A 22,672-nucleotide genomic window follows, 5' to 3' on the forward strand; every position below is an offset into this window, starting at 1 on the left:
GCGTGGCACGTGAGGGCACCTGCGGGGACGTTCGTCGACGAGATCTTCACCTGCCCTGCGGCAGAATGCCGGTGTGACGTCCACGGGAATCCTGGCCGACCTGGAAGCAGCCATGGCGCGGCTGTGCACTCCGGCGCGGGTGTACGTGACGGCCGGACGCTTCGCCGAGCCGGAACCGGGTCTGCCGGAGCTGGCGGCCCGGATCCGCGCGCAGTTGGCCGCGGTCGCGGCGGACGAGTCCTGGCGGCGCTTCCTGCGCGGGTACGTCCCGCCGTCCGTCGCCGAGATCCGCGCGGCCCTGGAACCGCTGGCGGCGGGCGAGGCGGTCCCCTTCCTGGCCCGGGTCGCGGCCGTGGACCTGCTCTGGCCGGACCACCGGCATCTGCCCGCGGAGACCGCCGGGCGCGCGGCGCGGCGGGTGGTGTCCCTCCTCGGTCCAGGAACCGACTGGTGGACCAACCACGACGCGTCGTGCGGCGCGGTCAACGGACTCACCCCGCTGTTCGACAGCCTCCTCGCGGCGACGGACGGAAGGCACTTCGTGCTGGCCCTGCAAATCGCCGACGACTGAGCGTCCCGGGGCGCGGGGGCCCCAGGAGAAGAAGAGGAGGGGAGGAGGAGAGGAGGGGGGGAGAAGGAGGAGGTCCGAGCGTGCTCAGCCGTCCTCAACCGGGCCGGAAGAACGCCAGCAGCCGCTGGGCGGCGTCCGGTGACATCAGCAGTTCCTGCATCTTGGCGGACATCCGGGCGGCCGCGCCGGTGCGTTCGAACATCTCGTCCTCGTACTCCCTGACGGCGGCGGGGAAGTCGTCCGGGTGCGCGGCCAGCGCGAGGGCGAGCAGGGCGCCGTCGAGCAGGGCCATGTTGGCGCCCTCCCCCACCGGCGGCATCAGGTGCGCGGCATCGCCGAGCAGGGTGACGTCCGGGGCCGGCGGCCAGGTCAGGCCGGTCGGGAGGGTGGTGAGCGACCGGGGTACGACCTCGTCGTCGCAGGCCGCGACGAGCGCGGTGAACCGCGGGTCCCAGCCGCTGAGCAGTTCGGTCAGCCGGGCCCGCGCGGCAGCCGGGTCGTCGAAGGGGATGCCGCTGGTGGCGAACCAGTCCTCGGGGGTGCGGTAGAAGCTGAGGCCGATACGGACGCGGCCGTCGCCGTTGCGCTGCGCCGCCAGGGACATGCCGTGGCCGAGCACCCAGTAGTTGCCGCGCCCGACCATCGCCGCGAGCTCGGGGTGCGTACGGTCGATGTCGGGAATACCCATCTCGACGACGTTCTGGCCGATGTGGTGCGGCCGGGCGTCGGTGAGCAGCGCGCGGACCCGGGAGTTCGCGCCGTCCGCGCCGACCAGCAGGCCGTACGGCGCGCTGGTGCCGTCGGCGAGGTGCAGCAGGCCGTCCCCGGCGGAGGTGAACGCCTGCCCCCAGCGCACCGTGTGCTCGGGGAGGGAGTCCAGCAGCAGGCGGCGCAGGTCGGCGCGGTCGACCTCGGGTCGTGCGAGCGGGGCGTCGTCGGGTGTGTCCTCCTGGAACAGCAGGGTGCCGTCCGGTTCGAGCAGCCGCATGTCCTGGCCCTCGCCGCGGGCGATCTCGTGGAACCGGTCGAGGAGACCGGCCTCGCGCAGCGCCCGCTGGCCGGAGTGGATGTCGAGCATGCCGCCCTGGCCCCGGGCGTCGCGGGACGGCTCGCGTTCGTACACGACGGATTCCATGCCGTGCACGTGCAGCACACGGGCGAGAGCCAGGCCGCCGAGACCGGCTCCGACGATGGCAATGGTCGTGGTCATGATCGCCTCCCCCTTCGAAACAGTTGGAGTACAGCCCGATACGCTGTACTCCTCGATACACTGTATCGCTCGATGCGATGTATGGTGAGCCGCATGTTGGTGTGGGAGAGGCCGGAGCCGCCGAGTCGCCCGGTACCGGCGCCGTTGAGCCGGGAGCGGATCGTGCGGGCGGCGATCCGGCTGGCCGACGCGGACGGCCTGGACGCGGTGTCGCTGCGCAAGGTCGCCACCGCGCTGGACGTCCGTCCGATGCGGCTGTACGGCTATATCGCGAGCAAGGAGGAGCTGCTCGACCTCATGGTCGACGCCGTCCACGCCGAGATCCGGCCGGCCGGGGACGGCTGGCGGGAAGTGCTGCGCTCGCTCGCCGAGTCCATCCGGCACGCCGCCCACACCCACGAGTGGCTCGCCGATCTCCTGGACGGCCGCCCCCAGCTCGGGCCGCACGCGCTGGCCACCGGGGAGACCGTGGTGGCCGCGCTGGACGGCGTCGGCGTGGACGACGTCATGCCGGTGGTCGCCGCCGTCAAGGCGTACGCGGTCGGCGCGGTACGCCGGGAGGTCGCCGAGCGGCGGGCCGAGCGCGCCACCGGAATGGACGAGAGGCGGTGGCAGGAGGCACTCGGCCCCTATCTGCGGCGGACCTTCGCCACCGGCCGGTTCCCCGCGCTGGCCACGGTGGTGCACGACGCCGCCCACCTGGACGCCGACCAGACCTTCCGGATCGGTCTCGACGTCGTGCTCGACGGCATCGAGGCCCGTATCTCCCGGCGCTGAAGCCCACCCCGGATCACCCTGGCCGATGCGCGGGCCACGGTCGCCGCCCACCTCTTCGGCACCCGCCCGGCGCAGACCCGCAAGTGCCTGGGGGAACGTGTCGAGACGACCAGGCACGCGCTCGACGGACTGCGGGCGACGGCGGGGCGGTTGCGCCGGACCGGCGACGCGGCCTCACCCGCCGAGGTGCCGGTGCGGCAGGAGCACGCCGGTGGTGTCGGTGTCACCGTGCCCCGGGGTAGTCCGGCAGTACGAGGCCCGAGTGCGCTTCCCTGTGCGTCTGCGCGCCCGGCGTCGCCAGTTCCTTCGCCAGGAACTCCGGGTCGCGCAACAGGGCGTTGCGGGACTCCAGTTGCTCGCGTGTCGTCGGGGTCACGATGGTGCCGCCGCTGGTGGCCAGTGCCTGGTTGCGCTCGGCGAAGGGGCGCATGAGGTGTTCGTAGGCCGCGAAGGCGGCGGTGTGGTCGGTGTGCGTGGCCAGTTCACCGGCCAGGACGTAGGCGCCGACCAGGGCGACGCTCGAACCCTGGCCGGACAGGAACGAGGTGGCGTGTGCGGCGTCGCCCGCGAACGCCACCCGTCCGCGCGACCAGGCCGGAAGGTGGATCTGGCTGACGATGTCGAAGAACAGGTCGTCGGCCTCGCCCATCGCCTCCACCAGCCGCGGTACGTGCCAGACCCGCTCCGGGAAGCGGGCGGCGACCAGATCGCGCTGGGCGCGCGGGTCGCGGAAGGCCTCGAAGGGCGGGACGTCGCGGGTGAAGGTGAGGAAGCCGTGGACGCGGTCGGCCGGCTCGTGCGCGTAGAGGACCGCGCTGCGCCCGACGTCGTTCCAGATGACGCCCTCGTGGGCGAGCCCGAACTCGTTCGGGAGGGTGAACCCGGCGAAGACGTGTCCGAGGTAGTGGTGGAAGGGCTCCTCGGGGCCGAGGACGAGGCGGCGTGTGTTCGAGTGCAGGCCGTCCGCGCCGATGACGAGGTCGACGTCGCGGCGGGCACCGCTGTCGAGCACCACGTGGACGCAGTCCGCGTCGTCGTCCAGCGCGGCGATGGAGTCCTCGAAGAGGAACTCGACCCGGTCGCCCAGCGCCTCCTGGAGGGCGGCGGCCAGATCGCCGCGCCGGACCTCCAGGTCGAGTCCGGCCTCGCCGCCGGTCATCTGCTCCGGGCGCAGCGCGCCGACGGTCTCTCCGGCAGGGTCGATGAAGGTGATGCGACGGCTGTCGACATGGGCGGCGCGCAGGCGCGGGAGCAGCCCCATGCGCTCCACGGCCTCGCGGGCGGTGCCGCGGATGTCGATGGCGTAGCCGCCTCCGCGTACGGCGGGGGCCTTCTCGACGACGGTCACCTCGAAGCCGTACCGGTCGAGCCAGTACGCGAGCGCGGGGCCCGCGATGCTCGCTCCGGAGATCAGGACGCGGCGGGCGGGGCGTGACGCTGTGTTCGTGGTGTGCAGGGCGTTCATGGTGTTCGTGGCCTCTCGCTTCTCCGGCGGGCGGCGGGCGGCACCGCCGGGACGTGGGTGGTACGCACTGGAAGCACTGGACGGGCATCAGATGCGTACCTCAGGTATCTTTATGCGGGCCGTACGTCGCCCTCGCGGGCGGCGACCCGTCCCCCACGGTACAGATACCTACCTCAGGTATGCAACTGGAGGTGCCATGTCCGCCGAACCCCCCGAGTCACCGGGCTCTCCCGGGGTCCCCGGGTCCCCCGGGTTCCTCGCCATGCTGCCCCGGCTCACCCGGCTCAGCACCGCCGTCAGCCGGGGCCGCCTCGTCGAGCGCGCCGCCGAGGAAGCGGGCCTCGGGCGCGACCGCGCCGCGGTGGGCGTGCTCGTCACCCTGCGCACGGCCGACCGGCCCCTGCGGATCGGCGAGATCGCCGACCGCATGCAGGTCGTGGGCCCGCACATCACCCGCCAGGTGCAGGCCCTGGAGAAGCGCGGCCTCGTCCGCCGCATCCCCGACCCGCACGACGCGCGGGCCCGCCTCATCGAACCCACCGACGTCGGCGCCGAGGCCGTCGACCGCTATCTCGCCTTCGTGCTCGGCTGGTTCACCGACACCCTCGCCGACTGGCCCCACAAGGACCGCGACGACCTCGTCCGCCTCCTCGCCCGCTTCGCCGACGACGTGACGGCCCGGCTCGCCCTGCTCGACGACGAGGACGACTGAGACCGGCCGCCGGCCTGCCTGAACGGGGGGACGAGGTCGCCAGTCGCCGAAGGCCACGGTGCGGAGATCAGTCCTCGTCCTCTTCGGTGCCCAGGCCGCGGCGGAGTGCCAGCATCTGTTCGGCGACGATGCGGCGGCTCACCCGGGCCTGCGGGGCGAGTTGGGTGGAGCCGTGGAAGGTGCCGGGGAAGACGTGCACCTCGGTGGGCACCCCGGCGGCGATCAGCCGCTGGGCGTAGGCCAGGTCCTCGTCGCGTACGGGATCGAACTCGCCGGCCGTGATGTAGGTGGGCGGCAGCCCGGACAGGTCCCCGGCGCGCGCCGGTGCCGCGTACGGGCTGATGTCGTCGCCGCCTCGGCGCCCCTGCCCGCCGAGGTAGTAGTCCCAGGTGACCTCGGCGTTGTGGCGGTTCCAGCCGGGTGTGTCGGTGAAGATCCGCATGGAGCGGGTGTCCAGGCGGTCGTCGAGGACCGGGACGCCGAGGTACTGCATGGCCAGGGCGGGGCCGCCGCGGTCGCGGGCGTACAGGGCGAGGCCGGCGGCGAGGCCCGCGCCGGAGCTCTCTCCGGCGACCCCGAGGCGCTCCGGGTCCACACCCAGTTCGTCCCCGTGCGACGCCATCCACCGCAGCGCCGCGTAGCAGTCGTCCAGCGCGGCCGGGAAGGGATGTTCCGGAGCCAGCCGGTACTTCACCGACACCACCACCGCGCCCACCTCGGCCGCGATGCGCGTCGTCTCGCCGTGGAAGGCGTCGACGCTGCCGATGGCGAACCCGCCGCCGTGCACATACAGCAGTCCGGGCAGGCGCCCGCTCCGTCCGGTGGGCCGGTAGACACGGACGCCGACCTCGGGAGCGCCGTCCGAGGCCGGCACGGTGGCCTCGTGGACGTCGACGGGTGCGGGCGGCTCGTACTGCCCGAACTCCATGATCTCGGCCTCCACCCGCCGCACCCGGTCGAGTTCGGCGAAGTCCACGTCCGGGAGGAGGTCGATCCAAGGGGTCAGCTCCGGATCGTAACCGTAAGACATCCGCCATCTCCTTCGTTCAGCGCCTCGCCTCAAGTCTGTGCGTCCGGCGTACGCCCGCCCACCGTCATATGACGGTCATTCGCCGTCGGCCGCCCGCAGTCCGCGTCGTAGTGCGTCCAGCAGCTCGGCGATCATCCGGCGGCTCACCCCGGCGTGCGGGGCGAGCTGGGCCGAGCCGTGGAAGGTGCCGGGGAAGTGGTGCACCTCGGCGGGCACACCCGCCGAGACCAGGCGCCGCGCATAGCCCAGGTCCTCGTCACGCAGCGGATCGAACTCGCAGGCGGTGACGTAGGCGGGGGGCAGCCCGGACAGGTCCTCGGCGCGCGCCGGTGCCGCGTACGGGCTGACCCCCTCGCGACCGCGGCGCCCCCGCCCGCCCAGGTAGTAGTCCCAGCTGAGCTCCGCGTTGTGCCGGTTCCAGCCGGGCGTGTCGGTGAAGGCCCGCATGGAGAGGGTGTCCAGGCGGTCGTCCACGACAGGTGTGCCGAGGTACTGCATGACCAGGGCGGGACCGCCGCGGTCACGGGCGTACAGGGCGAGGCCCGCGGCAAGGCCCGCCCCGGCGCTCTCCCCGGCCACCCCGATACGCTCCGGATCCACCCCCAGCTCATCGGAGTTGGCCACCATCCACTTCAGCACCGCGTAGCAGTCGTCCAGCGCGGCCGGGAACGGATGCTCGGGGGCGAGCCGGTACTCCACCGACACCACGACCGCGCCCACCTCGGCCGCGATGTGGCTCGTCTCGGCGTGGAAGGTGTCGACACTACCGATGGCGAACCCGCCGCCGTGCATGTACAGCAGCCCCGGCAGGCCGCCCCGCCGGCCGGCGGGCGAGTAGATCCGGACACCTACGCCCGGCCCCTCCTCGGTCGCGGGCACGGTGAGGTCACGGATGTCGACGGCGGCCGCACGCTCGCGGGGCGCCAGCCCCGTGAGCTGCGCCTCCACCTGCCGCACCCGTGCGATCTCGGAGAAGTCCGCCTCCGACAGCAGAGAAACCCAGGCGGCCAGTTCGGGATCGAAGGAGTAGGTCATCCTCGGTCTCTTTCGTCAGTGCCTCGGCGCCAGTCTCCGCGACCCGCGCGGGTCCCGGCCAGCCGTCGGATGGCGGTGATGCGTCACACGTTTCAGCCAGTTGTCGGATGACGTAGTGTTCCGCGCATGAAGGGTCTGTTGCTGCGGCTGTCGGCTCTGGACGCCGACGCGGAGAACGCTGTGCGCGTGATCGGTTTCTTCGACAAACTGGTCTCGGGCCGGGTCACACTCCGCACGCTGGTGCGGGAGACCGCCAGGCTGGCCGAGTGCTCGGCGGGTGTCACCGACGCCGAACTGGGTGTGTGCCTGCGCGCCGATCACACCGGCCGCATCCTGGCCGACGTCCAGGAACCGGCCGACGCCCTCGTCCGGGACCTCTCCCCGACCAGCCGGGTGTGGCTCGAACGCACCGGGACGCCGCTCGCCCTCGACGACATCGTGCTCGAACGGTTCTCGATCGCCGCCGCACTGCTCCTGGAGCACACTCGGGGCCCCCTGCCCGAGCTGGGCGACGCGGCCCTGGTGGAGCTGGCGCTGTCGGCCAGTGCCGGTGAGGTCGAGCGGGCGCGGGCCGTACGCCTGATGCGGTTCGAACCGGCCACCGAACTGCACGTCATGGCGGTGGCCGCCGAACCCGCGGCGGTCAAGGGCTTCCTCGCCGCGCTGGGCGAGAGCAGCCCGGGTGTGCGGGCCGCCTCGCTCGGGCGGGTGCACGCCGTCCTGACCCGTTCGCTGCCGCCGGACCTGCCGGATCTGCCGGCCAAGGGCATGCGCGTCGGCGTGAGCGACCCGCTGCCCGTGATCGACGCGCCCGAAGCCTGGCAACAGGCCCGCACCGCACTGCGTTTCGCCACGCTGGACGCGCTCTTCCCCGCCGTCGTACGGGCCGGGGAGCTGGGGGCGTTCGCGGCCATCGCGGCCCGGCTGCGCGGCCAGGACATCGCTCAGGTGGCGGACGTGGCCGCACTCGACTCGCTCGCGGACGAGCAGCACGGCGCGGACACGTTGGCCGTACTCACCGCCTACTGCGCGACCGGTTCGGCCCGCAAGGCCGCCGCCGAGGTCTACCGGCACCACAGCACCGTCATGGCCCGGCTCGCCCACGCCGAGACCCGGCTGGGTTTCTCCTTCGGCGCTCCCGCCGGTCGGCTGCGCCTCGAACTCGCCATCCTGCTGCGGCAGTTGCGCGACACGGCCGAATAGCACCGAGCAGCACCGAGCAGCGCCCGGCTTCGGGGTCCTCGCGTCATTCCGCCTGCGCACGAGATGTCATCCGACACTTGGCGGATTCCGGTGCCGAGAGGCCACCACGCGTCGGCTGTGCGACCTCCGGTTGTTCCTGGAAACTGGTGAACACCAACCAAGGAGGACACCGGAAATGACGTACGCATACGACCCCGAACTGGCCCCGTGGCTTTCTCTCCTCGCGGGCATCGACTACACCAATGTGCAGCAGATGCGCGCCGCGGAAGCCGAACTGATGTCATTCGACGCGGCCGAGCAGACGACCGATGTCAGTTTCCGTGACATCACCGTTCCCGGACTGAACGGCGCCCCCGAGATCGGCGTGCGCATTTACACGCCGGCGGGCCACAAGGGCAAGCTTCCCGGCCTTCTCTACATACACGGCGGCGGATTCGCCATCGGCAGTGTCGCCGGTTTCCACAACGAGACGCTGCGCATCGCGGCCGAGGTGGGCGCGGTCGTGGCGTCGGTCGAGTACCGGCTCGCCCCCGAGCACCCGTTCCCCGCCCCGATCGAGGACTGCTACGCCGCCCTGACCTGGTTCGCGGCCCACGCGGACGAGCTGGGCGTGGACCCGGAGCGCATCGGGGTGGCCGGGGAGAGCGCCGGCGCGGGCCTCGCCGCGGGCCTCGCCCTGTACGCCCGTGACCACGGCGGCCCCGCCCTGGTCATGCAGTACCTCGGCATCCCGGCCCTCGACGACCGCCTGGACACCCTCTCCATGCGGACCTTCACCGACGTACCGGGCTGGAACCGGCACAACGCCGAGGTCTGCTGGGACTACTACCTCGGCGGCGAGGGGCTCCGCGGCGGCGACGACACCAGCCCGTACGCGGCACCGGCGCGCGCCGAGGACCTGTCCGGACTGCCCCCCACCTACATCACGGCGGCCGAGTTCGACCCGCTGCGCGACGAGGACCTGATCTACGGCCAGCGGCTGATCGCCGCCGGGGTGCCGACCGAGATCCACCACTTCCCCGGCACCTTCCACGGCTCGGCCCAGCTCGCCCCGCAGGCCGGGGTGAGCATCCGAATGGTCGCGGAAATGACGGACGCGCTGCGCCGCGGACTGCGCGTCGAGAACCCCGAGAACTCCGAGAACAACAAGAACGCCTAGAGCGCCTAGAGCGCCTAGAGCGCCTAGAGCGCCTGGAGTGCCTGGAGCGCGGGCTCAAGCGTGAGTCCGGCTCCGGACCGCAAAATGCCGGTCCGAATTTCTCGCGGGCTGTCCGGAATTCCCGGACCCCTCGCCCGGCTCGATTCCGAGAACGAAATGATCGACGTCCGGTGACGTATGCCCGGATCCGGTCCACTCCCGTTCCTTCGAGCCCGTAGAACCCGTAGAACCGTCGAATACCTCAGTCGCATTTCCCCTAGGACACACCTGATATGGACGCCGTAGAACGACTGGCGATCACCGAGGACGTACGCCGGCTCATGGCCCGTTACGCCCGCTACGCCGACCACCACCGCTGGCAGGACCTGGCCGGCCTGTTCGCACCGGACGGCACCTACACCCCGTACAAGCCGGACGGCACACCCTGGCTGCGGATGGAGGGCCGCGAGGACATCGCGGCGAAGCTCGCCGCCGCCAACACCCCCGAGGACACCCTGATCCACCACCTGTTCTCGTCCGAGGTCGACGTGGACTCGGCGACGTCGGCCCACGGGGTGTGGGCGATGGAAGACCTCATCATCCGTCCCGAGGGCATCGAACCGCCCGCGGACTTCCCCTTCAAGGGGATGCACGGATACGGCCACTACCGCGGCCGGTTCGTCGCGCTCGACGGCTCCTGGTACATCGCGGAGCTCGAACAGACCCGGCTGCACATGGACTTCACCTACTGAGCGTGCGCCCCACCCGGTTCCGCGCACTTCGCCGACAGCCGACAAGACGACACCAACGAGACAAGAGGACACACACATCATGAGTGACAACGCCAAGGGCCGTTCGCTGGAGCGGTACACGATCGATGTCCAGCAGGACGTCCTGGACGACCTGAAGGCGCGCCTGAAGGCGACGCGCTTCGCGCCGGACCTGGACAACGAGACCGAGTACTACGGTCTGAGCACCGCCTACATCAAGCCGCTGGTCGAGTACTGGGCGAACGGGTTCGACTGGCGCGCGGTGGAGAAGGAGCTGAACACCTTCACGCGGCACCGCATCGAACTGGACGGTACCCCGGTGCACTTCGTGCGGGAGCCGGGCAAGGGACCCCGTCCGATCGGGCTCCTCCTGAACCACGGCTGGCCGTGGATCGGGAACTTCTGGAACAAGGTCATCCGGCCGCTGGCCGACCCCGCCTCCTTCGGCGGCGATCCCGCGGACGCGTTCGACGTGATCGTGCCCGACCTGCCCGGCTTCGGCTTCTCCACGCCCGTCGGCCGGGGCGACATGAACTACTGGAAGATGGCCGACATCTTCGACACCCTGATGACCGACGTGCTCGGCTACGACAAGTACGGTTCCGCGGGCACCGACTACGGCGCCCTGGTGCAGAGCCAGCTCGGCCACAAGTACGCCGACCGTGTGATCGGGCTGCACTACGGCCAGGACCTCTTCCCCGGCATCTTCCAGAACGACCGCTACTGGGACATCACCGAGGGCAACACCATCCCGAAGGACGCCTCGCCGCTCCTGCGGGAGGACCTGCTGCGCTTCGACGCGACCCTCGCCTCCCACGTCGCGGTCCACATGCTGGATGCGCAGACCGTCACCCACGGCTTCAACGACTCCCCGGTGGGCATGCTGGCCTGGCTCCTCCAGCGGTGGAAGAAGTGGAGCGACAAGAACAACCGCGACAAGTTCGACGAGGTGTTCCCCCGGGACTTCATCCTCACCAACGCCACCATCTACTGGGTCACCCAGTCGATCGGCTCGTCGATGCGGGTCTACAAGAACGCCGTCCGCCACCCGTGGAAGCCCGAGCACGACCGGCACCCGCAGGTCGAGCCGCCGGCCGGCTTCAGCCTCCTGCTCGGCGACACCTACCCGCCGGGCGTCCGGACGACCGAGGAGCGCGTCGCCGCCTTCGAGAACGGCCCCAGCCGCCCCTGGTTCAACCCGGTCAACGTCAAGGCACATGCGGAGGGCGGTCACTTCGGTCCCTGGGAGAACCCCGACGCCTTCGTGACCGACATCCGGGAGACCTTCCGGAACCTGCGGTGAGGTCTCCCGCGGGTCCTGGTCCCGGTCCTGATCCTGGTCCGGTGCCGCACCGGCCCGGACAGCATCAGACCGATCCGGACCAGACCGGACCGGGCCAGGACCCGCGGTCTCCGCGACACACCACCGCCGTACCTCCGCAGCCGCACCTCCACCGCCGGGCAGGCGACCTGCCCCCCTCCCCCGTCCCCTGCCCAGGCCCTTGGATGTCCCATGTCTCAGGTTGTCGCCGCCCCGGACCACCGGCGGCGCTGGCTCGCCCTCGTCTTCGTGTCGGCCGCCCAGCTCATCGTGATCGTCAACGCGGCGATCCTGAACGTCGCCCTCCCCTCCGCCCAGGCCGACCTGCACATCTCCGACGCCGGACGGCAGTGGGTGCTCACCTCGTACACCCTGGTCTTCGGCGGGCTGCTGCTGTTCGGCGGCCGGCTCGGGGACCTCTGGGGCCGCAAGCGCGTCTTCCTCGTCGGACTCGTCGGCTTCGCCGCCGCGTCCGCCCTGGGCGGGGTCGCGTCCGCGACCTGGCTGCTGCTCACCGCCCGCGCGCTCCAGGGTGTCTTCGGCGCGCTGCTGGCCCCGGCCGTCCTCTCCCTGATCTCGCTGTCCTTTCCCGACGGGAGGGAACGCGCCCGCGCCTTCGGGGTGTTCGCCGCCATCACCACGTCCGGCAGCGCGGTGGGACTGCTGCTGGGCGGTCTGCTGACCCAGTACCTCAACTGGCACTGGGCGCTGCTCGTCAGCGTCCCCCTCGCGCTCGTCCCCCTCGTGGGAGCGCTCAAGTACGTCGATGACGGCAGCGGGGCCGACCGCACGGCCCGGCTGGACATCCCGGGCGCGGTGCTGGCCACGGTGGGCCTCGCCGCACTCGTGTACGGCTTCACCCTCGCGCAGAACCGCGGTTGGGCCGACGCGGTCACGCTCGGCACGTTCACCGCCGCCGCGCTCCTGCTGGCCGTCTTCACCCTGCTCCAGGCCCGCCGCCGCGACCCCCTGCTGCCCCTGCGGATCCTGACGGAGCGCAACCGGCTCGGCGCGTACCTCTCCGCGGCCCTCGGACTGCTCAGCCTCTACGGTGTGTCGCTGTTCCTGACGTTCTACCTCCAGACCGTCAAGGGGTACTCCCCCGCCCGTACCGGCATCGCCTTCCTGCCGCTGGTCGCCGCCCAGGCCACCGGCGCCGCCTGGCTCAGCTCACGGCTCCTGACCCGGCTGCGCGCGGGGACGGTCATGACCGCCGGATACCTGGGCGCCGCCCTCTCCGTCCTGCTCCTGCTGCTGCTCGACACCGGCAGCTCCTACAGCCCCGTCCTGCTGGTCGCGCAGCTCGGTCTCGGCCTCTTCCTGGGAGTCGCGCTGATGCCGGCCACCAGCCTCGCGAACCACGGTGTCGGGGCCGAGGACGCGGGAGTGGCCTCGGCGATGATCAACATCTCGCAGCAGGTGGGGGGTTCCATCGGTACGGCCCTGCTCAACACCATCGCCACCGGTGCCACCGCCGGATACCTCGCCTCCCACGGGAGCGCCGCCCACGCCACCGCACTCGTGCACGGCTACCGCAGCGCCTACCTCTGGGCGGCCGGTTCCCTCCTGGCCGCCGCCCTCGTCTCGCTCTTCCTCGTCAACCTCCCCGTCCCGCGCCCCACCGCCGCCCGCACACCCGGACCCGCACTCACACCCGAAGCGGCACCCACACCCGGAGCGACACTCACACCCACACCCACGAAGGGCGGGGGCCCCGCGCCCAGCCAAGACTGGACTTGACAGTCCTATCTTGACTGCCGATAGTTGGACCATGAAGTCCAATAACTCTCCCCGGTCCGGGTCCTCCGGACCTGCCGACGGACCGTCCGCCACATCGCGCGGCCGGTCCGTCGTGGTGGTGCTGTCGGTCTCGGCGGTGTCCTACGCGCTGGTCCAGTCGATGGTGAATCCGGGCCTGGAGGCATTGCGCGGCCATGTGCACACGACTCAGCTCGGGGTCAGCTGGGTGCTCACGGCGTTTCTGCTCTCCAGCGCCGTCCTGACCCCGGTCCTGGGCCGCCTGGGCGATCAGGTCGGCAAGCGCCGGATCCTGATCGCGGTCCTGCTGCTGCTGACGGCCGGAAGCCTGGTCGCCGCGCTGGCGACCAGCCTGCCCGTGCTGGTCCTCGGGCGGCTGCTCCAGGGCGCGGGCGGCGCCACACTGCCGCTCGCCTTCGGGATCGTCCGCGATCTGCTGCCCACGGCCCGGGTCGGAACCACCGTCGGGCTGATCGCGGCCGTCAGTTCGGTGGGCGGCGCCATCGGTGTGCTGGTCACCGGCCCGATCATCGAGGGGCTCGGTGTGCCCTGGCTGTTCTGGCTGCCCGCCATCGCGAACGGGATCATGGTCCTGGCCGTGCTCCTGACCGTCCCGGACACCGGGACCACGGCGGCGGGCGGCCGGATGAACTGGCCGGCCGGGTTCCTGCTCGCCGCCGCCCTCGTGCTGCTCCTGCTGCCGCTGAGCCTCGGGCAGGAGTGGGGCTGGGGATCAGTGCGGACCCTGGGCCTGTTCGCCGCCGCGCTCGTGGCCGCTGCCGCGTGGGTGGCCGTCGAGACGCGCTCCCGTTTCCCGCTGATCGACATGCGGGTCTTCCGGCTGCGGCCGGTGTGGACGGCGAACCTCGCGTCGTTCCTCTTCGGAGTCACGCTGTACTCGGCGTTCGGGTTCATCCCGTCCTTCCTCCAGACACCCACCGGCACCGGGTACGGCCTGGGAGAGTCGATCACGGCGGCGGGCCTGCTCTTCCTTCCCGCCACCGCCACCCAGTTCCTCGCCGGACTCGCCGCCGGACCGCTCGCCCGGAGGGTGCCGACGAAGACACTGCTCGTCGCGGGCTCCGTACCGACCGTCGCCGGATTCCTTCTGCTGGCCGTCCTGCACGCCAGCGCCTGGCAGGTGGCGCTCGGGACCGCGGTCGCGAGCGTGGGCTTCGGCATCGGCCTCTCGGCACTCTCCGTCGTCGTCGTGCACGCCGTTCCCGCCGAGCACACCGGCGCGGCGACGGGGATGAACGCCAACATCCGCACCATCGGAGGGGCCGTGGGCGCCGCCGTCGTTGCCACCGTCCTCGCCTCCCGCACCAGCACCGGCGGCTTCCCCGACGAGGGCGGCTACACAACGGTGTTCGTCCTGCTCGCCGCGGCCGCCGCGGCGGGACTCCTCGCCTGCCTGCTCATCCCGGCCAAGGCGGACCCCCGCCCACGGCCCGAGGAGAGGACCGCCGACGAGCGTGCGCCCGAACTCGCCGACCAGCCCCGCTCCTTCTGAGCCCACCGGTCCCGATGCCGCCGCCGGATCCGACGCGCGGACCACCGGGGCCGTCCGTCGTGGCCGCCGGTCGGCGCGGCCGGACCTCCGCCGAGGCGAACCGCCCGCCACCGGAAGAAAGTTCGGCCGATGCCGGTCCGTTTCCGCAGCTCACCGGAGCGAGAACAGGTCCAGACCACTAGCACACCGGAAAACTGTTTACCGCGCATGCGTTTCTATGGCTCACTATGACGTGTTCGCGACAAGTAGACGCGCGTAGACCCCGCCCGGAGAACACGAAGAACACAGAGAGCACGGAGAACACCGGAGGACCACTCCCCGCCACCGCGGTCCTTCTCTCTCTCCCCCCCCACCGAGCAGGAGGAAGCCTTGTTCCCCCAGAGACTCATCCCCGCATCCGCCCGGCGCGGACTCACCGCGGCCGGTGTCCTCGGCGCCACCGCCGCACTGACGCTCGGGCTGCTGTCGGGCACCGCGTCCCCGGCGCCGCTGCCGTCCGGTGCCGCCGTCCCCCTGGGCAAGGGCTACATGGGCGTCGGCTACGTCAGCGACGCCAAGGACTTCCAGCCCGACACCCGGCAACTGGCCCTCGACTCGGCGCCGGAGACGGGGCTCCTGGCGAATCCGGTGGGCGTGGACATCTCCGTCTGGCAGGGCAGCATCAACTGGAAGTCGGTGCGCGGCGCGGGCATCGAGTTCGCCTGGATGAAGGCGACCGAGGGCACCTCGTACAAGGACCCCACCTTCAGCACCAACTACCTGGGCGCCTACAACGCCGGTGTGATCCGGGGCGCGTACCACTTCGCACGGCCCGACGTGTCCGGTGGCGCGGCGCAGGCGAACTTCTTCGCGAGCAACGGGGGCGCCTGGTCCCGCGACAACCTGACGCTGCCGGGTGTGCTGGACATCGAGGGCAGCTGCTACGGCAAGACGCCCGCGGCGATGCAGTCCTGGATACTCGACTTCTACACCACCTACAAGGCCCGCACCGGCCGCGACGTGGTGATCTACACCAGCCCGAGCTGGTGGAACTCCTGCACCGGCGGCTGGACCGGCATGTCCGCCAGAAGCCCGCTGTGGGTGGCCCACTGGACCTCCGCCGCGAGTCCCAGCATCCCGCAGGGCTTCCCGTTCTGGACCGTGTGGCAGTACACCTCCACCGGCGCGGTGAGCGGTGTCTCCGGCAACGTCGACCGCGACCGCTTCAGCGCCGACCGCTCCCGTCTGCTGGCCCTGGCCAACAACACACCGTGACACACCCTGTGACACACTCCGTGACACACCCTGTGACGGGGATCCTCGCACACACCGACCGGCCGTCGGCGGCACATGTCTCCGGCGGCCGACGGCCCGTCGTTCAGCCCGCGCCGATGAGGGCGGCCAGCTCCCGGGGGTGGGAGAGGTGCGGGAAGTGCCCGGCGGAGGGCAGGACGGTGAAGACCGCGCCCGGCAGGGCGGAGCGCAGCCACACACGGTAGGGCTCGGGGACCTCGCCGGTGCTCACATGCCGGTAGGGGACGCCGCGGGTGTGCAGAGCGGTCAGGTCCTGTTCCCGGCGTTCGCGGATCTCGTCCTCCGGCCGGGTCAGGATGTCGTGCCAGTAGCCGAGCAGCAGGTCCTGCCGGGGCGTGCTGACGTCGCGGACCAGATCCTGTGCCGCGGGCGGCAGCGTGTCGATGCCCATGCCGGCGGTCAGCCGCTCCCACAGCCGGAGGTAGCCGGGGCCGCGCAGCAGCGCCTCGTTGCCGCGCAGCAGCTCGCCGAAGGGACCGGGCAGCAGGGGCTGGTCGATGTTGACGACACCGCGCGCGGGATGTGCGGCGGCGTAGACCGTGGCGAGCAGACCGCCGAGGGAATGACCGGCCAGCACGGGCCTGTCGAGACCGGCCGACGTGATGGCCCGGTGCAGCAGCGCCGCCACCGCGTCCGGGGTGTAGGAGGCGCTCCGCGGGGAGCCGCCGTGGCCGGGCAGGTCCAGGGCCAGCACCCGGCGCCCCTCGGGGAGTTCGGCGAGCAGGGGTCCCCACAGGCGCCGGTCGGAGGTGAGGCCGTGCAGCAGGACCAGCGGGGGACGGGCGTCGTCCGGGTCGCCGTGGAGATCACCGGCCAGACCGCCGTGGAGCTGGATATGTGTGTCACTCATGTCGGCCCCATCGTACGCGGCCGGCGCACACCCGGACCGCCGGGAGGTGTGCCGGTGGATGTGCCGGTGGGTGTCAGCCCAGCGGTCCGGAGATGCGGATGTCGAGCCGGGTGAACCTCCACTCGCCGTCGGCCTTCAGGAGGGTGGCCTCGTACTGGCCGCCCAACTGCACCGTGTACGCGGAGATCCCGCTGCCCTCGATCCGGCGGTCGTCGGTGAGGTCCACCACGATGAAGCGCGCGCTCAGCTCCGCGCCGTCCCCGTCGATCCGCACGATGTGATCGGAGGTCCGGTGCATGGCGACGCGCTCGCGCGGCCAGCTCTTCGCCAGTTCGCGGAGCCCCTCGCGGCCCACGAACGCCTCGCCGAGCTTCTGGTAGGGCTGCCGTCCGGTCCGCGTGTGGATCTGGAGTGCTCCGGTCGCGGTGAACAGGTCGGCGACCTTCTCCACCTCGTGGTCGTCCACGTCGCGCACATAGCGGGCGAGTGTCTCGACGATGTCGATCCTGTCCTGGATCAGGTCCTTGTCCGCGTTCATCGGAGCTTCCTCCTGGTGAGCCCTGTGGTCCTCGGACCCGTGACCCTAGGAGGAAGTTTCTGGACCCTCAAGTCCAAACCGGCGGGTGCACACGGCCGTCCCGGTGGAGCGCCGGGGCCCGGCCGGTGGACACCGGACGGGCCCCGGCGGCTGCTGCGTGCCGAGAGAGGCCGGGAGGGGCCGGGAGGGGCCGGGAGGGGCCGGGAGGGGCCGGGAGGGGCCGAGAGGGGCCGGGAGGGGCCGAGAGGGGCCGAGAGGGACGGGGTGGCGGGCCGGTCAGTCGGAGTAGCTGAAGTCGCCGACGGTCCAGGCGGTGACGTCCTCGATCGCGACGCGGTACATGCCGCCCGTCTCCGGGATGCCCACCGTGCCCTGGAGGATCCGGGCGACGTGGAAGTGCAGATGGGTGGGCGGGCCGTCCTTCTTCGCGGGGACGTCGAAGACGGCGGAGAACTCGCCCAGGCGCGCGGAGTCCGTCAGCACCTCTGACACCCGCTGCCTCCATACGGCTTCGGGGGCCAGTCGGCCGGTGATGACAGCACCACCGGCGACCACAGTCAGGGACATCTGGTTGCTCTGCCCCGACTCCACAAGGGCGGCGATGTCAATGATCAGTTCGTCAGGCTTCGACATGAGATCGAATTCTATGCACCGGCACGCCCGGTGGCATGGGTGGTGTCGTCACCGGTCCGGTGGCAAGGACGCGTTCCGGTCAGGACGGGGGCTTCGGCCGGGCGCGGGCGGCCCGGAGTTCCTCGTTGATGCGCTGGGCCTCTTCGAGCTGGTCCTCAAGAATGATGATGCGGCAGGCGGCCTCGACGGGGGTACCGGCGTCGACGAGTTCGCGGGCGCGGGCGGCGATGCGCAACTGGTAACGGGAGTAGCGGCGGTGGCCGCCGCCGGAGCGCAGCGGGGTGATCAGCCGGTGTTCGCCGAGGGTGCGCAGGAAGGCGGGGGTGCTGCCGATCATGTCGGCGGCCCGGCCCATGGTGTAGGCGGGGTAGTCGTCGTCGTCGAGCGGGGTGACGGCGGGTCGGGGGTGGGCAGGACGGGGACGGGCAGGGGGCATAGACCTCTTCTTCCGGCTCTTCCGGGGGACGCGTCGGGGGGCCCGAGCGCCGACCGGCGCTCGGGCCCCGAGCTTTCACCACCGTCTACCGGCCGACTTCGCCGGTTCTCGTTGTCCGCACGCTCCGCCCGGAGGGGCGGGGCTGCGGGGATCGCGGATGCGTGACCGGGGACCACCTTCCAATCCGGGGTCTGCGGTACCCGGGTGGTCTTCCTCCTCACCCGGGCGATCCTGATGGCGTTCGCTCCTTACCTCTTTACCTCTTCACTTCTTTCGATTGACCTCTTTCGAACGATCCATCGATCCATCGCTCTTCGACTTCTGGGCTACGGACAAAACCCTAACCCTCCCCCAAGCCAATGTCTACTCCAGCCACGACAGATTTTCTTCAGGCCCAGGTGCCGCTAGCTTCGTGCTGCTGCTTCCGGAAGAGTCGCCTGACCGTCTGAGGAGCCGGCTCGGCGCACAGGACCGGACCGGCAGCCGACGACGGCCGCATTGTGCCCGCCGCCGCCAGGCCCCACCATCGTGGAGGTCGTCCGCCTGCCGGGAAGCGCCGGGAAGTGCCGGGAAGCGCGCAGGCGCCGGAAGCAGGGTGGAAGGTCGATGGCGGATGCTGCGGCGCGGCGTTCGGAGGGCTCCGGGGATCCCCTCGCGGAGGAGCTGGCCGGGCTGCTGGAGCGAGGACCGTTCGCGGACGCGCTGCGGGCCGCCATCACGGCCAGCGGACTGAGCCTGGACCGGGTCCGCGACCGGCTGGTCAGGCGCGGTGCCTCGCTGAGCGTCGCGACCCTCAGTTCCTGGCAGTCCGGGCGGCGCCATCCCGAGCGGCCCGGTTCGCTGCTGGCGCTGCGGCACCTCGAAGCGGTGCTCGGACTGCCCGGCAACGGCCTGCGGGCGCTGCTCGCGCCGCCCCGGCCACGCGGGCGCCGCACGCTGGCCGACCGGATGCCGTCGACCCGCGACGTGTGGGCGACCCGGCCCGAGGCCGCCGGTCTGCTGGCTCCGCTCCTCCCCTACGCCGACGACTCCCTGCGCCGGCTGAGCCTGCACGACCGGGTCACCGTCGGTCCGGACGGCCGGGCCCGTGAACTGCGCGCCACCCTGGTGCTGCGCGCGGAGGAGGACGGCCCCGACCGGCTGGTCCTGCTGTCGGACTGGGGCGACGGCCGGAGCGCGGAGTCGCCCTTGACCAATCTGCGCAACTGCCGGGCGGGACGGGTCGTCCGCCACCCGGCCTCCGGCCTCACCGCGGTGGAACTGGTCTTCGAACGCGCCCTGCGCAGGAACGAGACCGTCCTCATCGAGTACGACTCCGTACGGCCCGGCGCCCCGGAGGGGTCCGTCGTGAGCGGCGACCATTCCTCCCGGTACTTCCGCGGGGTGGTGCGCGCCTACGTCCTGGAGGTCCGCTTCCATCCCGGCGCCCTGCCGGTGCGGTGCCGTCAGCTCACCACCCGTATCGGCGAGCGGGAGCCGAAGGCCGTCCGCGAGCTGGAGGTCAGCCCTTCCGGTGCCGTGCTCGCCGTAGGTCTGGACTTCGGGCCCGGCAAGTTCGGCGTCTCCTGGCACATGGCGGAGGGGGACGCCGCGCCGTCGGAATGAGCGGCCGGGCGGACGCGTCAAAACCGTGAACGGCCGGTCGTGGACGCGCTCTTGGATATGCCGTGCCGATGTTGCTAGCGTCCTGCTCGCGAACTCTACGGCGGCTTCCCCGAATTCAGGGAAGCTCATCTTTTCCCTCTCGGTGACGAGAAGAACATCTCGGTGACGAGAAGACGAATGGAGAGCGAACAGCATGCGTAAGAATCTGTTCCGGGCCGCCACCGCGGCCGCCGCACTCGCCGCACTCGGCTCGGCCGCGATCCCGCCCGCGGCCGCGGCGGGCCGCTCCGCGACGGCCGTCGCACCGCGCGCCGTCTCCTCGCTCCCGGACTACGCCACCTGGCAGTCGGACGTACGCGAGGTCATGGACCCTTCCGTGCCCTACCTGGAGGACCGGGTCGCCCGGGGCGGTACGAAGCTGGCCGTCGTCCTGGACATCGACAACACCTCGCTGGAGACCGAGTACCACCCGGGAGCACCGAACAAGCCGGTGCTGGAGTTCGCCGAGGCGGCGGCCTCCCACCACGTGGCGGTGCTCGTCGCCACCGCCCGGAAACAGAGCGGGAAATCGGCCGCACTCGCCGCTCTCGACAAGGCCGGATATCCGGCGGTCACCGAGATCTGCCTCAAGAAGAACGAGTCCCATGCGGTCGATGTGAAGATCCGGTGCCGCAAGCAGTTCGTCTCCGAGGGATACACCCTCGTCGCGAACGTGGGAAATCGCCCAGGTGACTTCGAGTACAAGAACTACGAGCGGGGATTCCAGCTCCCCGATTACGACGGACAGCTCTCCTGACCGTCTCCCCGGACGGCCGGGCCCGCTCCCGGCGGTCGGGAGCGGGCCCGGCGGTGCGCGTCAGAACTGGAGCGACCAGGCGTTGATGTAGCCGGTGTCGTTGGCCCAGTTGTCGGTGACGCGCAGCTTCCAGGTGCCGTTGGCGGGCGCGGCGGAGGCGTCGACCGTGTAGGTGGCCTGGACGTTGTCGGCGCTGTCGTTGCTGTTGAAGTCCTTCAGCAGGTGGGCGGAGCCGTTCGGGGCGACCAGTTCGACCTTCAGGTCGCCGCGGAAGGTGTGCCGGATGTCCACGCGCACGCTGAGGGCGGCCGGTGCGTTGCCGCTCACACCGGTGACCGCGAGGGGCGATTCCACCGTGCTGTTGTCGCGGATGGTGTAGTCGTCGGTGTTCTCGAACGTGGTGCCGGTGGGCGGGGTGGTGGTGCCGGTGCCGGTGTAGAGCAGCTTGTTCGGGGAGCCGGTGCGGGGGTCGGTGACCTTGCCGGACGTGGCGTCGGCGACCAGTCGGTCGCGGACCTGGGCGGGGCTCCACGTCGGGTGCGCGGCGAGCAGCAGGGCGGCGGCGCCGGCCACGTGCGGGGTCGCCATGGAGGTGCCGCTCATGGTCTGGGAGGCGGTGTCCCCGGCGTTGGACGAGGAGACGATGCTGTCGCCCGGGGCGAAGATGTCCAGGCAGGAGCCGTAGTTGGAGCCCTGTCCGTTGGACCAGCCGGTGGCGCGGGCGTCCCGGCTGTCGGTGGCGCCGACCGTGATGGCCGAGGCGGTGGAGGCCGGGGAGTAGGAACAGGCGTCGGCGTTGTTGTTGCCCGCCGCCACGACCCAGGTGACACCGGAGGCTATGGAGGCGGCCACCGCGTCGTTCACCGACTGGGTCTTGCCGCCGCCGATGCTCATGTTGGCCACGGCGGGCTTCACCGCGTTCTTGGTGACCCAGTCGATGCCCGCGAGGACCGGGGCCCAGGTGTCGCCCGAGGTGCCCTGGCAGTTCAGTACGCGGACGCTGACCAGCTTGACGCCCTTGGCGACGCCGTACGAGCCGCCGCCGACGGTGCCGGCGACATGGGTGCCGTGTCCGGCGCAGTCCGAGGCGTTGGTGTCGTTGTCGATGAAGTCGTAGCCGCTGACCGCCCGGCCGCCGAAGTCGCGGTGGCTCAGGCGGACTCCGGTGTCCACGATGTACGCGTTGACGTTCGACGCGGTGCTGCCGTACGTGTAGCTGCGGTCCACCGGCAGGTCGCGCTGGTCGACGCGGTCCAGGCCCCAGGAGGGCGGGTTGGTCTGGGTGTCGACCGCGTACGCCGCCGCGTCGGCCTCCACCCGGGCCACGGACGGGTCGGCGGCCAGCTTCTTCGCCTCCTGCGGCGACATACGTGCCGCGAAGCCGTGCAGGGCGGCGGTGTAGGTGTAGCGCAGGCTGCCCGCGTGCCGTGCGACCAGGGTCTTGGCGGAGGCGGGCACGTCGGCGCGGTCGACGGAGTTCGTGAAGGTGACGATGTAGGAGCCCTCGACCGCTCCGGGGCGGTCGGCGCCGACGATGCGGCCCTCACCGCCGCCCGGCGGTACGGGGGCGGCCGTGGCCTGGGTGATGGCCGCGCCGAAGAGCAGGGCGGCGCTGGCGCCTGCGGCGAGGACCCGCCGGACGGCGCGGGCGTCGAACTCCATGGTTTCTCCCTTGGGGACGGTCCGGACCCGGCAGGGGGCCGGTGGGGATGGGCGTCGCCCCCGCCGACCGGGCGCCCCGGCGAGGCGGGGAGGCGCTCGTCCCGGGGCGCACGGCCCGTCGGGGAAGCACTCGCGTCACCCATGTTGCGGGCATGACAAGCACCGGGCGGCCGTCGCTCGGGCCGCCTCGTGGTTCAGGCGGTCCGCTGCGGTGGGGGCGACGTGCCGCACGGGATCAGGCCCCGTGCGGCACGGTCCGGCCACGCCGGTCGGCCGCGGGTGGCGGCCGTCCCGTACCGCCCGTCCTGCCGGCCGGGGAGACCGGGTACGGGGAGGCGTCGCCGGACTGCCCAGAG

The 22,672-nt window shown here is 71.6% G+C and carries 21 protein-coding genes; 12 read left to right on the forward strand and 9 right to left on the reverse strand.

The features are described 5' to 3' along the window. Positions 1-73: 73 nt before the first annotated feature. Positions 74-571 carry a hypothetical protein gene (locus tag ACWDYF_RS27390; RefSeq protein WP_389468085.1) on the forward strand — a complete coding sequence of 166 codons (498 nt, stop codon included), beginning with the start codon at positions 74-76 and terminating at the stop codon, positions 569-571. Between the two features lie 94 nt (positions 572-665). On the opposite strand, the gene ACWDYF_RS27395 is transcribed toward ACWDYF_RS27390, so the two are convergent. Beyond that, entirely contained in the window at positions 666-1,781 is a 1,116-nt protein-coding gene (locus ACWDYF_RS27395) for an FAD-dependent oxidoreductase (RefSeq protein WP_389468087.1), read from the reverse strand. Positions 1,782-1,874: 93 nt separating this feature from the next. Between ACWDYF_RS27395 and ACWDYF_RS27400 the strand changes: the two genes are divergently transcribed. Next, positions 1,875-2,558 (forward strand): TetR/AcrR family transcriptional regulator, encoded by a 684-nt coding sequence (locus ACWDYF_RS27400; protein WP_381736521.1) that lies wholly within the window; start codon positions 1,875-1,877, stop codon positions 2,556-2,558. A 223-nt stretch (positions 2,559-2,781) separates the two neighbouring features. Here the strand turns inward: ACWDYF_RS27400 and ACWDYF_RS27405 are convergent, their stop codons facing one another. Then, positions 2,782-4,023 carry an FAD-dependent monooxygenase gene (locus tag ACWDYF_RS27405; RefSeq protein WP_389468091.1) on the reverse strand — a complete coding sequence of 414 codons (1,242 nt, stop codon included), beginning with the start codon at positions 4,021-4,023 and terminating at the stop codon, positions 2,782-2,784. Between the two features lie 196 nt (positions 4,024-4,219). Between ACWDYF_RS27405 and ACWDYF_RS27410 the strand changes: the two genes are divergently transcribed. Beyond that, on the forward strand, positions 4,220-4,735 hold the full coding sequence (locus ACWDYF_RS27410) for a MarR family winged helix-turn-helix transcriptional regulator (RefSeq protein ID WP_381736519.1): 516 nt from the start codon (positions 4,220-4,222) through the stop codon (positions 4,733-4,735). A 67-nt stretch (positions 4,736-4,802) separates the two neighbouring features. On the opposite strand, the gene ACWDYF_RS27415 is transcribed toward ACWDYF_RS27410, so the two are convergent. Then, the gene (locus ACWDYF_RS27415) at positions 4,803-5,765 is read right to left on the reverse strand and encodes an alpha/beta hydrolase (RefSeq protein ID WP_018567292.1); all 963 of its coding nucleotides are present in this window, start codon (positions 5,763-5,765) and stop codon (positions 4,803-4,805) included. 75 nt (positions 5,766-5,840) lie between these two features. Then, positions 5,841-6,800: an alpha/beta hydrolase gene (locus ACWDYF_RS27420; RefSeq protein ID WP_389468100.1), complete on the reverse strand. Its 960-nt coding sequence runs from the start codon at positions 6,798-6,800 to the stop codon at positions 5,841-5,843. A gap of 126 nt (positions 6,801-6,926) precedes the next feature. Here ACWDYF_RS27420 and ACWDYF_RS27425 point away from each other — a divergent pair, with 126 nt between their 5' ends. The 7 genes from ACWDYF_RS27425 (at position 6,927) to ACWDYF_RS27455 (ending at position 15,757) form a co-directional block, all read left to right on the forward strand. Further along, positions 6,927-8,003: a helix-turn-helix domain-containing protein gene (locus ACWDYF_RS27425; RefSeq protein WP_381736516.1), complete on the forward strand. Its 1,077-nt coding sequence runs from the start codon at positions 6,927-6,929 to the stop codon at positions 8,001-8,003. 175 nt (positions 8,004-8,178) lie between these two features. Then, on the forward strand, positions 8,179-9,162 hold the full coding sequence (locus ACWDYF_RS27430; RefSeq protein ID WP_389468103.1) for an alpha/beta hydrolase: 984 nt from the start codon (positions 8,179-8,181) through the stop codon (positions 9,160-9,162). 272 nt (positions 9,163-9,434) lie between these two features. Continuing rightward, on the forward strand, positions 9,435-9,893 hold the full coding sequence (locus ACWDYF_RS27435; RefSeq protein ID WP_018567288.1) for a nuclear transport factor 2 family protein: 459 nt from the start codon (positions 9,435-9,437) through the stop codon (positions 9,891-9,893). A gap of 79 nt (positions 9,894-9,972) precedes the next feature. Next, a complete protein-coding gene (locus ACWDYF_RS27440) occupies positions 9,973-11,214 on the forward strand; it encodes an epoxide hydrolase family protein (RefSeq protein WP_389468106.1) in 1,242 nt (413 codons plus the stop codon). 210 nt (positions 11,215-11,424) lie between these two features. Continuing rightward, the gene (locus ACWDYF_RS27445; protein ID WP_389468108.1) at positions 11,425-12,972 is read left to right on the forward strand and encodes an MFS transporter; all 1,548 of its coding nucleotides are present in this window, start codon (positions 11,425-11,427) and stop codon (positions 12,970-12,972) included. Positions 12,973-13,003: 31 nt separating this feature from the next. Continuing rightward, a complete protein-coding gene (locus ACWDYF_RS27450; protein ID WP_389468111.1) occupies positions 13,004-14,503 on the forward strand; it encodes an MFS transporter in 1,500 nt (499 codons plus the stop codon). Between the two features lie 369 nt (positions 14,504-14,872). After that, positions 14,873-15,757 carry a GH25 family lysozyme gene (locus ACWDYF_RS27455; RefSeq protein WP_389468114.1) on the forward strand — a complete coding sequence of 295 codons (885 nt, stop codon included), beginning with the start codon at positions 14,873-14,875 and terminating at the stop codon, positions 15,755-15,757. A gap of 103 nt (positions 15,758-15,860) precedes the next feature. Here the strand turns inward: ACWDYF_RS27455 and ACWDYF_RS27460 are convergent, their stop codons facing one another. From ACWDYF_RS27460 to ACWDYF_RS27475, 4 genes are all read right to left on the reverse strand, one after another. Further along, on the reverse strand, positions 15,861-16,646 hold the full coding sequence (locus tag ACWDYF_RS27460) for an alpha/beta fold hydrolase (protein ID WP_389468117.1): 786 nt from the start codon (positions 16,644-16,646) through the stop codon (positions 15,861-15,863). A gap of 73 nt (positions 16,647-16,719) precedes the next feature. Further along, on the reverse strand, positions 16,720-17,184 hold the full coding sequence (locus tag ACWDYF_RS27465; protein ID WP_381741492.1) for a nuclear transport factor 2 family protein: 465 nt from the start codon (positions 17,182-17,184) through the stop codon (positions 16,720-16,722). A 276-nt stretch (positions 17,185-17,460) separates the two neighbouring features. Further along, complete coding sequence (locus ACWDYF_RS27470) at positions 17,461-17,817, reverse strand: hypothetical protein (protein WP_026252451.1); 357 nt, start codon at positions 17,815-17,817, stop codon at positions 17,461-17,463. A gap of 79 nt (positions 17,818-17,896) precedes the next feature. Further along, positions 17,897-18,253: a MerR family transcriptional regulator gene (locus ACWDYF_RS27475; RefSeq protein ID WP_381741494.1), complete on the reverse strand. Its 357-nt coding sequence runs from the start codon at positions 18,251-18,253 to the stop codon at positions 17,897-17,899. A gap of 606 nt (positions 18,254-18,859) precedes the next feature. On the opposite strand from ACWDYF_RS27475, the gene ACWDYF_RS27480 reads away from it, so the two are divergent. Continuing rightward, on the forward strand, positions 18,860-19,858 hold the full coding sequence (locus ACWDYF_RS27480) for a hypothetical protein (RefSeq protein WP_389468121.1): 999 nt from the start codon (positions 18,860-18,862) through the stop codon (positions 19,856-19,858). A 193-nt stretch (positions 19,859-20,051) separates the two neighbouring features. After that, complete coding sequence (locus ACWDYF_RS27485; RefSeq protein WP_389468124.1) at positions 20,052-20,654, forward strand: HAD family acid phosphatase; 603 nt, start codon at positions 20,052-20,054, stop codon at positions 20,652-20,654. A gap of 60 nt (positions 20,655-20,714) precedes the next feature. On the opposite strand, the gene ACWDYF_RS27490 is transcribed toward ACWDYF_RS27485, so the two are convergent. Then, entirely contained in the window at positions 20,715-22,316 is a 1,602-nt protein-coding gene (locus tag ACWDYF_RS27490) for a S8 family peptidase (protein WP_389468127.1), read from the reverse strand. Positions 22,317-22,672 lie beyond the last annotated feature (356 nt).

Source organism: Streptomyces sp. NPDC003284 (assembly GCF_053589675.1).

What these genes read in the sequence shown, in the direction of transcription:
- ACWDYF_RS27415 (WP_018567292.1), bottom strand. Translation starts at nt 5,765, where the DNA reads ATGTCTTACGGTTACGATCCGGAGCTGACCCCTTGGATCGACCTCCTC.
- ACWDYF_RS27395 (WP_389468087.1), bottom strand. Translation starts at nt 1,781, where the DNA reads ATGACCACGACCATTGCCATCGTCGGAGCCGGTCTCGGCGGCCTGGCT.
- ACWDYF_RS27480 (WP_389468121.1), top strand. Translation starts at nt 18,860, where the DNA reads ATGGCGGATGCTGCGGCGCGGCGTTCGGAGGGCTCCGGGGATCCCCTC.
- ACWDYF_RS27405 (WP_389468091.1), bottom strand. Translation starts at nt 4,023, where the DNA reads ATGAACGCCCTGCACACCACGAACACAGCGTCACGCCCCGCCCGCCGC.
- ACWDYF_RS27430 (WP_389468103.1), top strand. Translation starts at nt 8,179, where the DNA reads ATGACGTACGCATACGACCCCGAACTGGCCCCGTGGCTTTCTCTCCTC.
- ACWDYF_RS27470 (WP_026252451.1), bottom strand. Translation starts at nt 17,817, where the DNA reads ATGTCGAAGCCTGACGAACTGATCATTGACATCGCCGCCCTTGTGGAG.
- ACWDYF_RS27475 (WP_381741494.1), bottom strand. Translation starts at nt 18,253, where the DNA reads ATGCCCCCTGCCCGTCCCCGTCCTGCCCACCCCCGACCCGCCGTCACC.
- ACWDYF_RS27420 (WP_389468100.1), bottom strand. Translation starts at nt 6,800, where the DNA reads ATGACCTACTCCTTCGATCCCGAACTGGCCGCCTGGGTTTCTCTGCTG.
- ACWDYF_RS27465 (WP_381741492.1), bottom strand. Translation starts at nt 17,184, where the DNA reads ATGAACGCGGACAAGGACCTGATCCAGGACAGGATCGACATCGTCGAG.
- ACWDYF_RS27435 (WP_018567288.1), top strand. Translation starts at nt 9,435, where the DNA reads ATGGACGCCGTAGAACGACTGGCGATCACCGAGGACGTACGCCGGCTC.
- ACWDYF_RS27410 (WP_381736519.1), top strand. Translation starts at nt 4,220, where the DNA reads ATGTCCGCCGAACCCCCCGAGTCACCGGGCTCTCCCGGGGTCCCCGGG.
- ACWDYF_RS27460 (WP_389468117.1), bottom strand. Translation starts at nt 16,646, where the DNA reads ATGAGTGACACACATATCCAGCTCCACGGCGGTCTGGCCGGTGATCTC.
- ACWDYF_RS27445 (WP_389468108.1), top strand. Translation starts at nt 11,425, where the DNA reads ATGTCTCAGGTTGTCGCCGCCCCGGACCACCGGCGGCGCTGGCTCGCC.
- ACWDYF_RS27440 (WP_389468106.1), top strand. Translation starts at nt 9,973, where the DNA reads ATGAGTGACAACGCCAAGGGCCGTTCGCTGGAGCGGTACACGATCGAT.
- ACWDYF_RS27490 (WP_389468127.1), bottom strand. Translation starts at nt 22,316, where the DNA reads ATGGAGTTCGACGCCCGCGCCGTCCGGCGGGTCCTCGCCGCAGGCGCC.
- ACWDYF_RS27485 (WP_389468124.1), top strand. Translation starts at nt 20,052, where the DNA reads ATGCGTAAGAATCTGTTCCGGGCCGCCACCGCGGCCGCCGCACTCGCC.
- ACWDYF_RS27450 (WP_389468111.1), top strand. Translation starts at nt 13,004, where the DNA reads ATGAAGTCCAATAACTCTCCCCGGTCCGGGTCCTCCGGACCTGCCGAC.
- ACWDYF_RS27400 (WP_381736521.1), top strand. Translation starts at nt 1,875, where the DNA reads ATGTTGGTGTGGGAGAGGCCGGAGCCGCCGAGTCGCCCGGTACCGGCG.
- ACWDYF_RS27425 (WP_381736516.1), top strand. Translation starts at nt 6,927, where the DNA reads ATGAAGGGTCTGTTGCTGCGGCTGTCGGCTCTGGACGCCGACGCGGAG.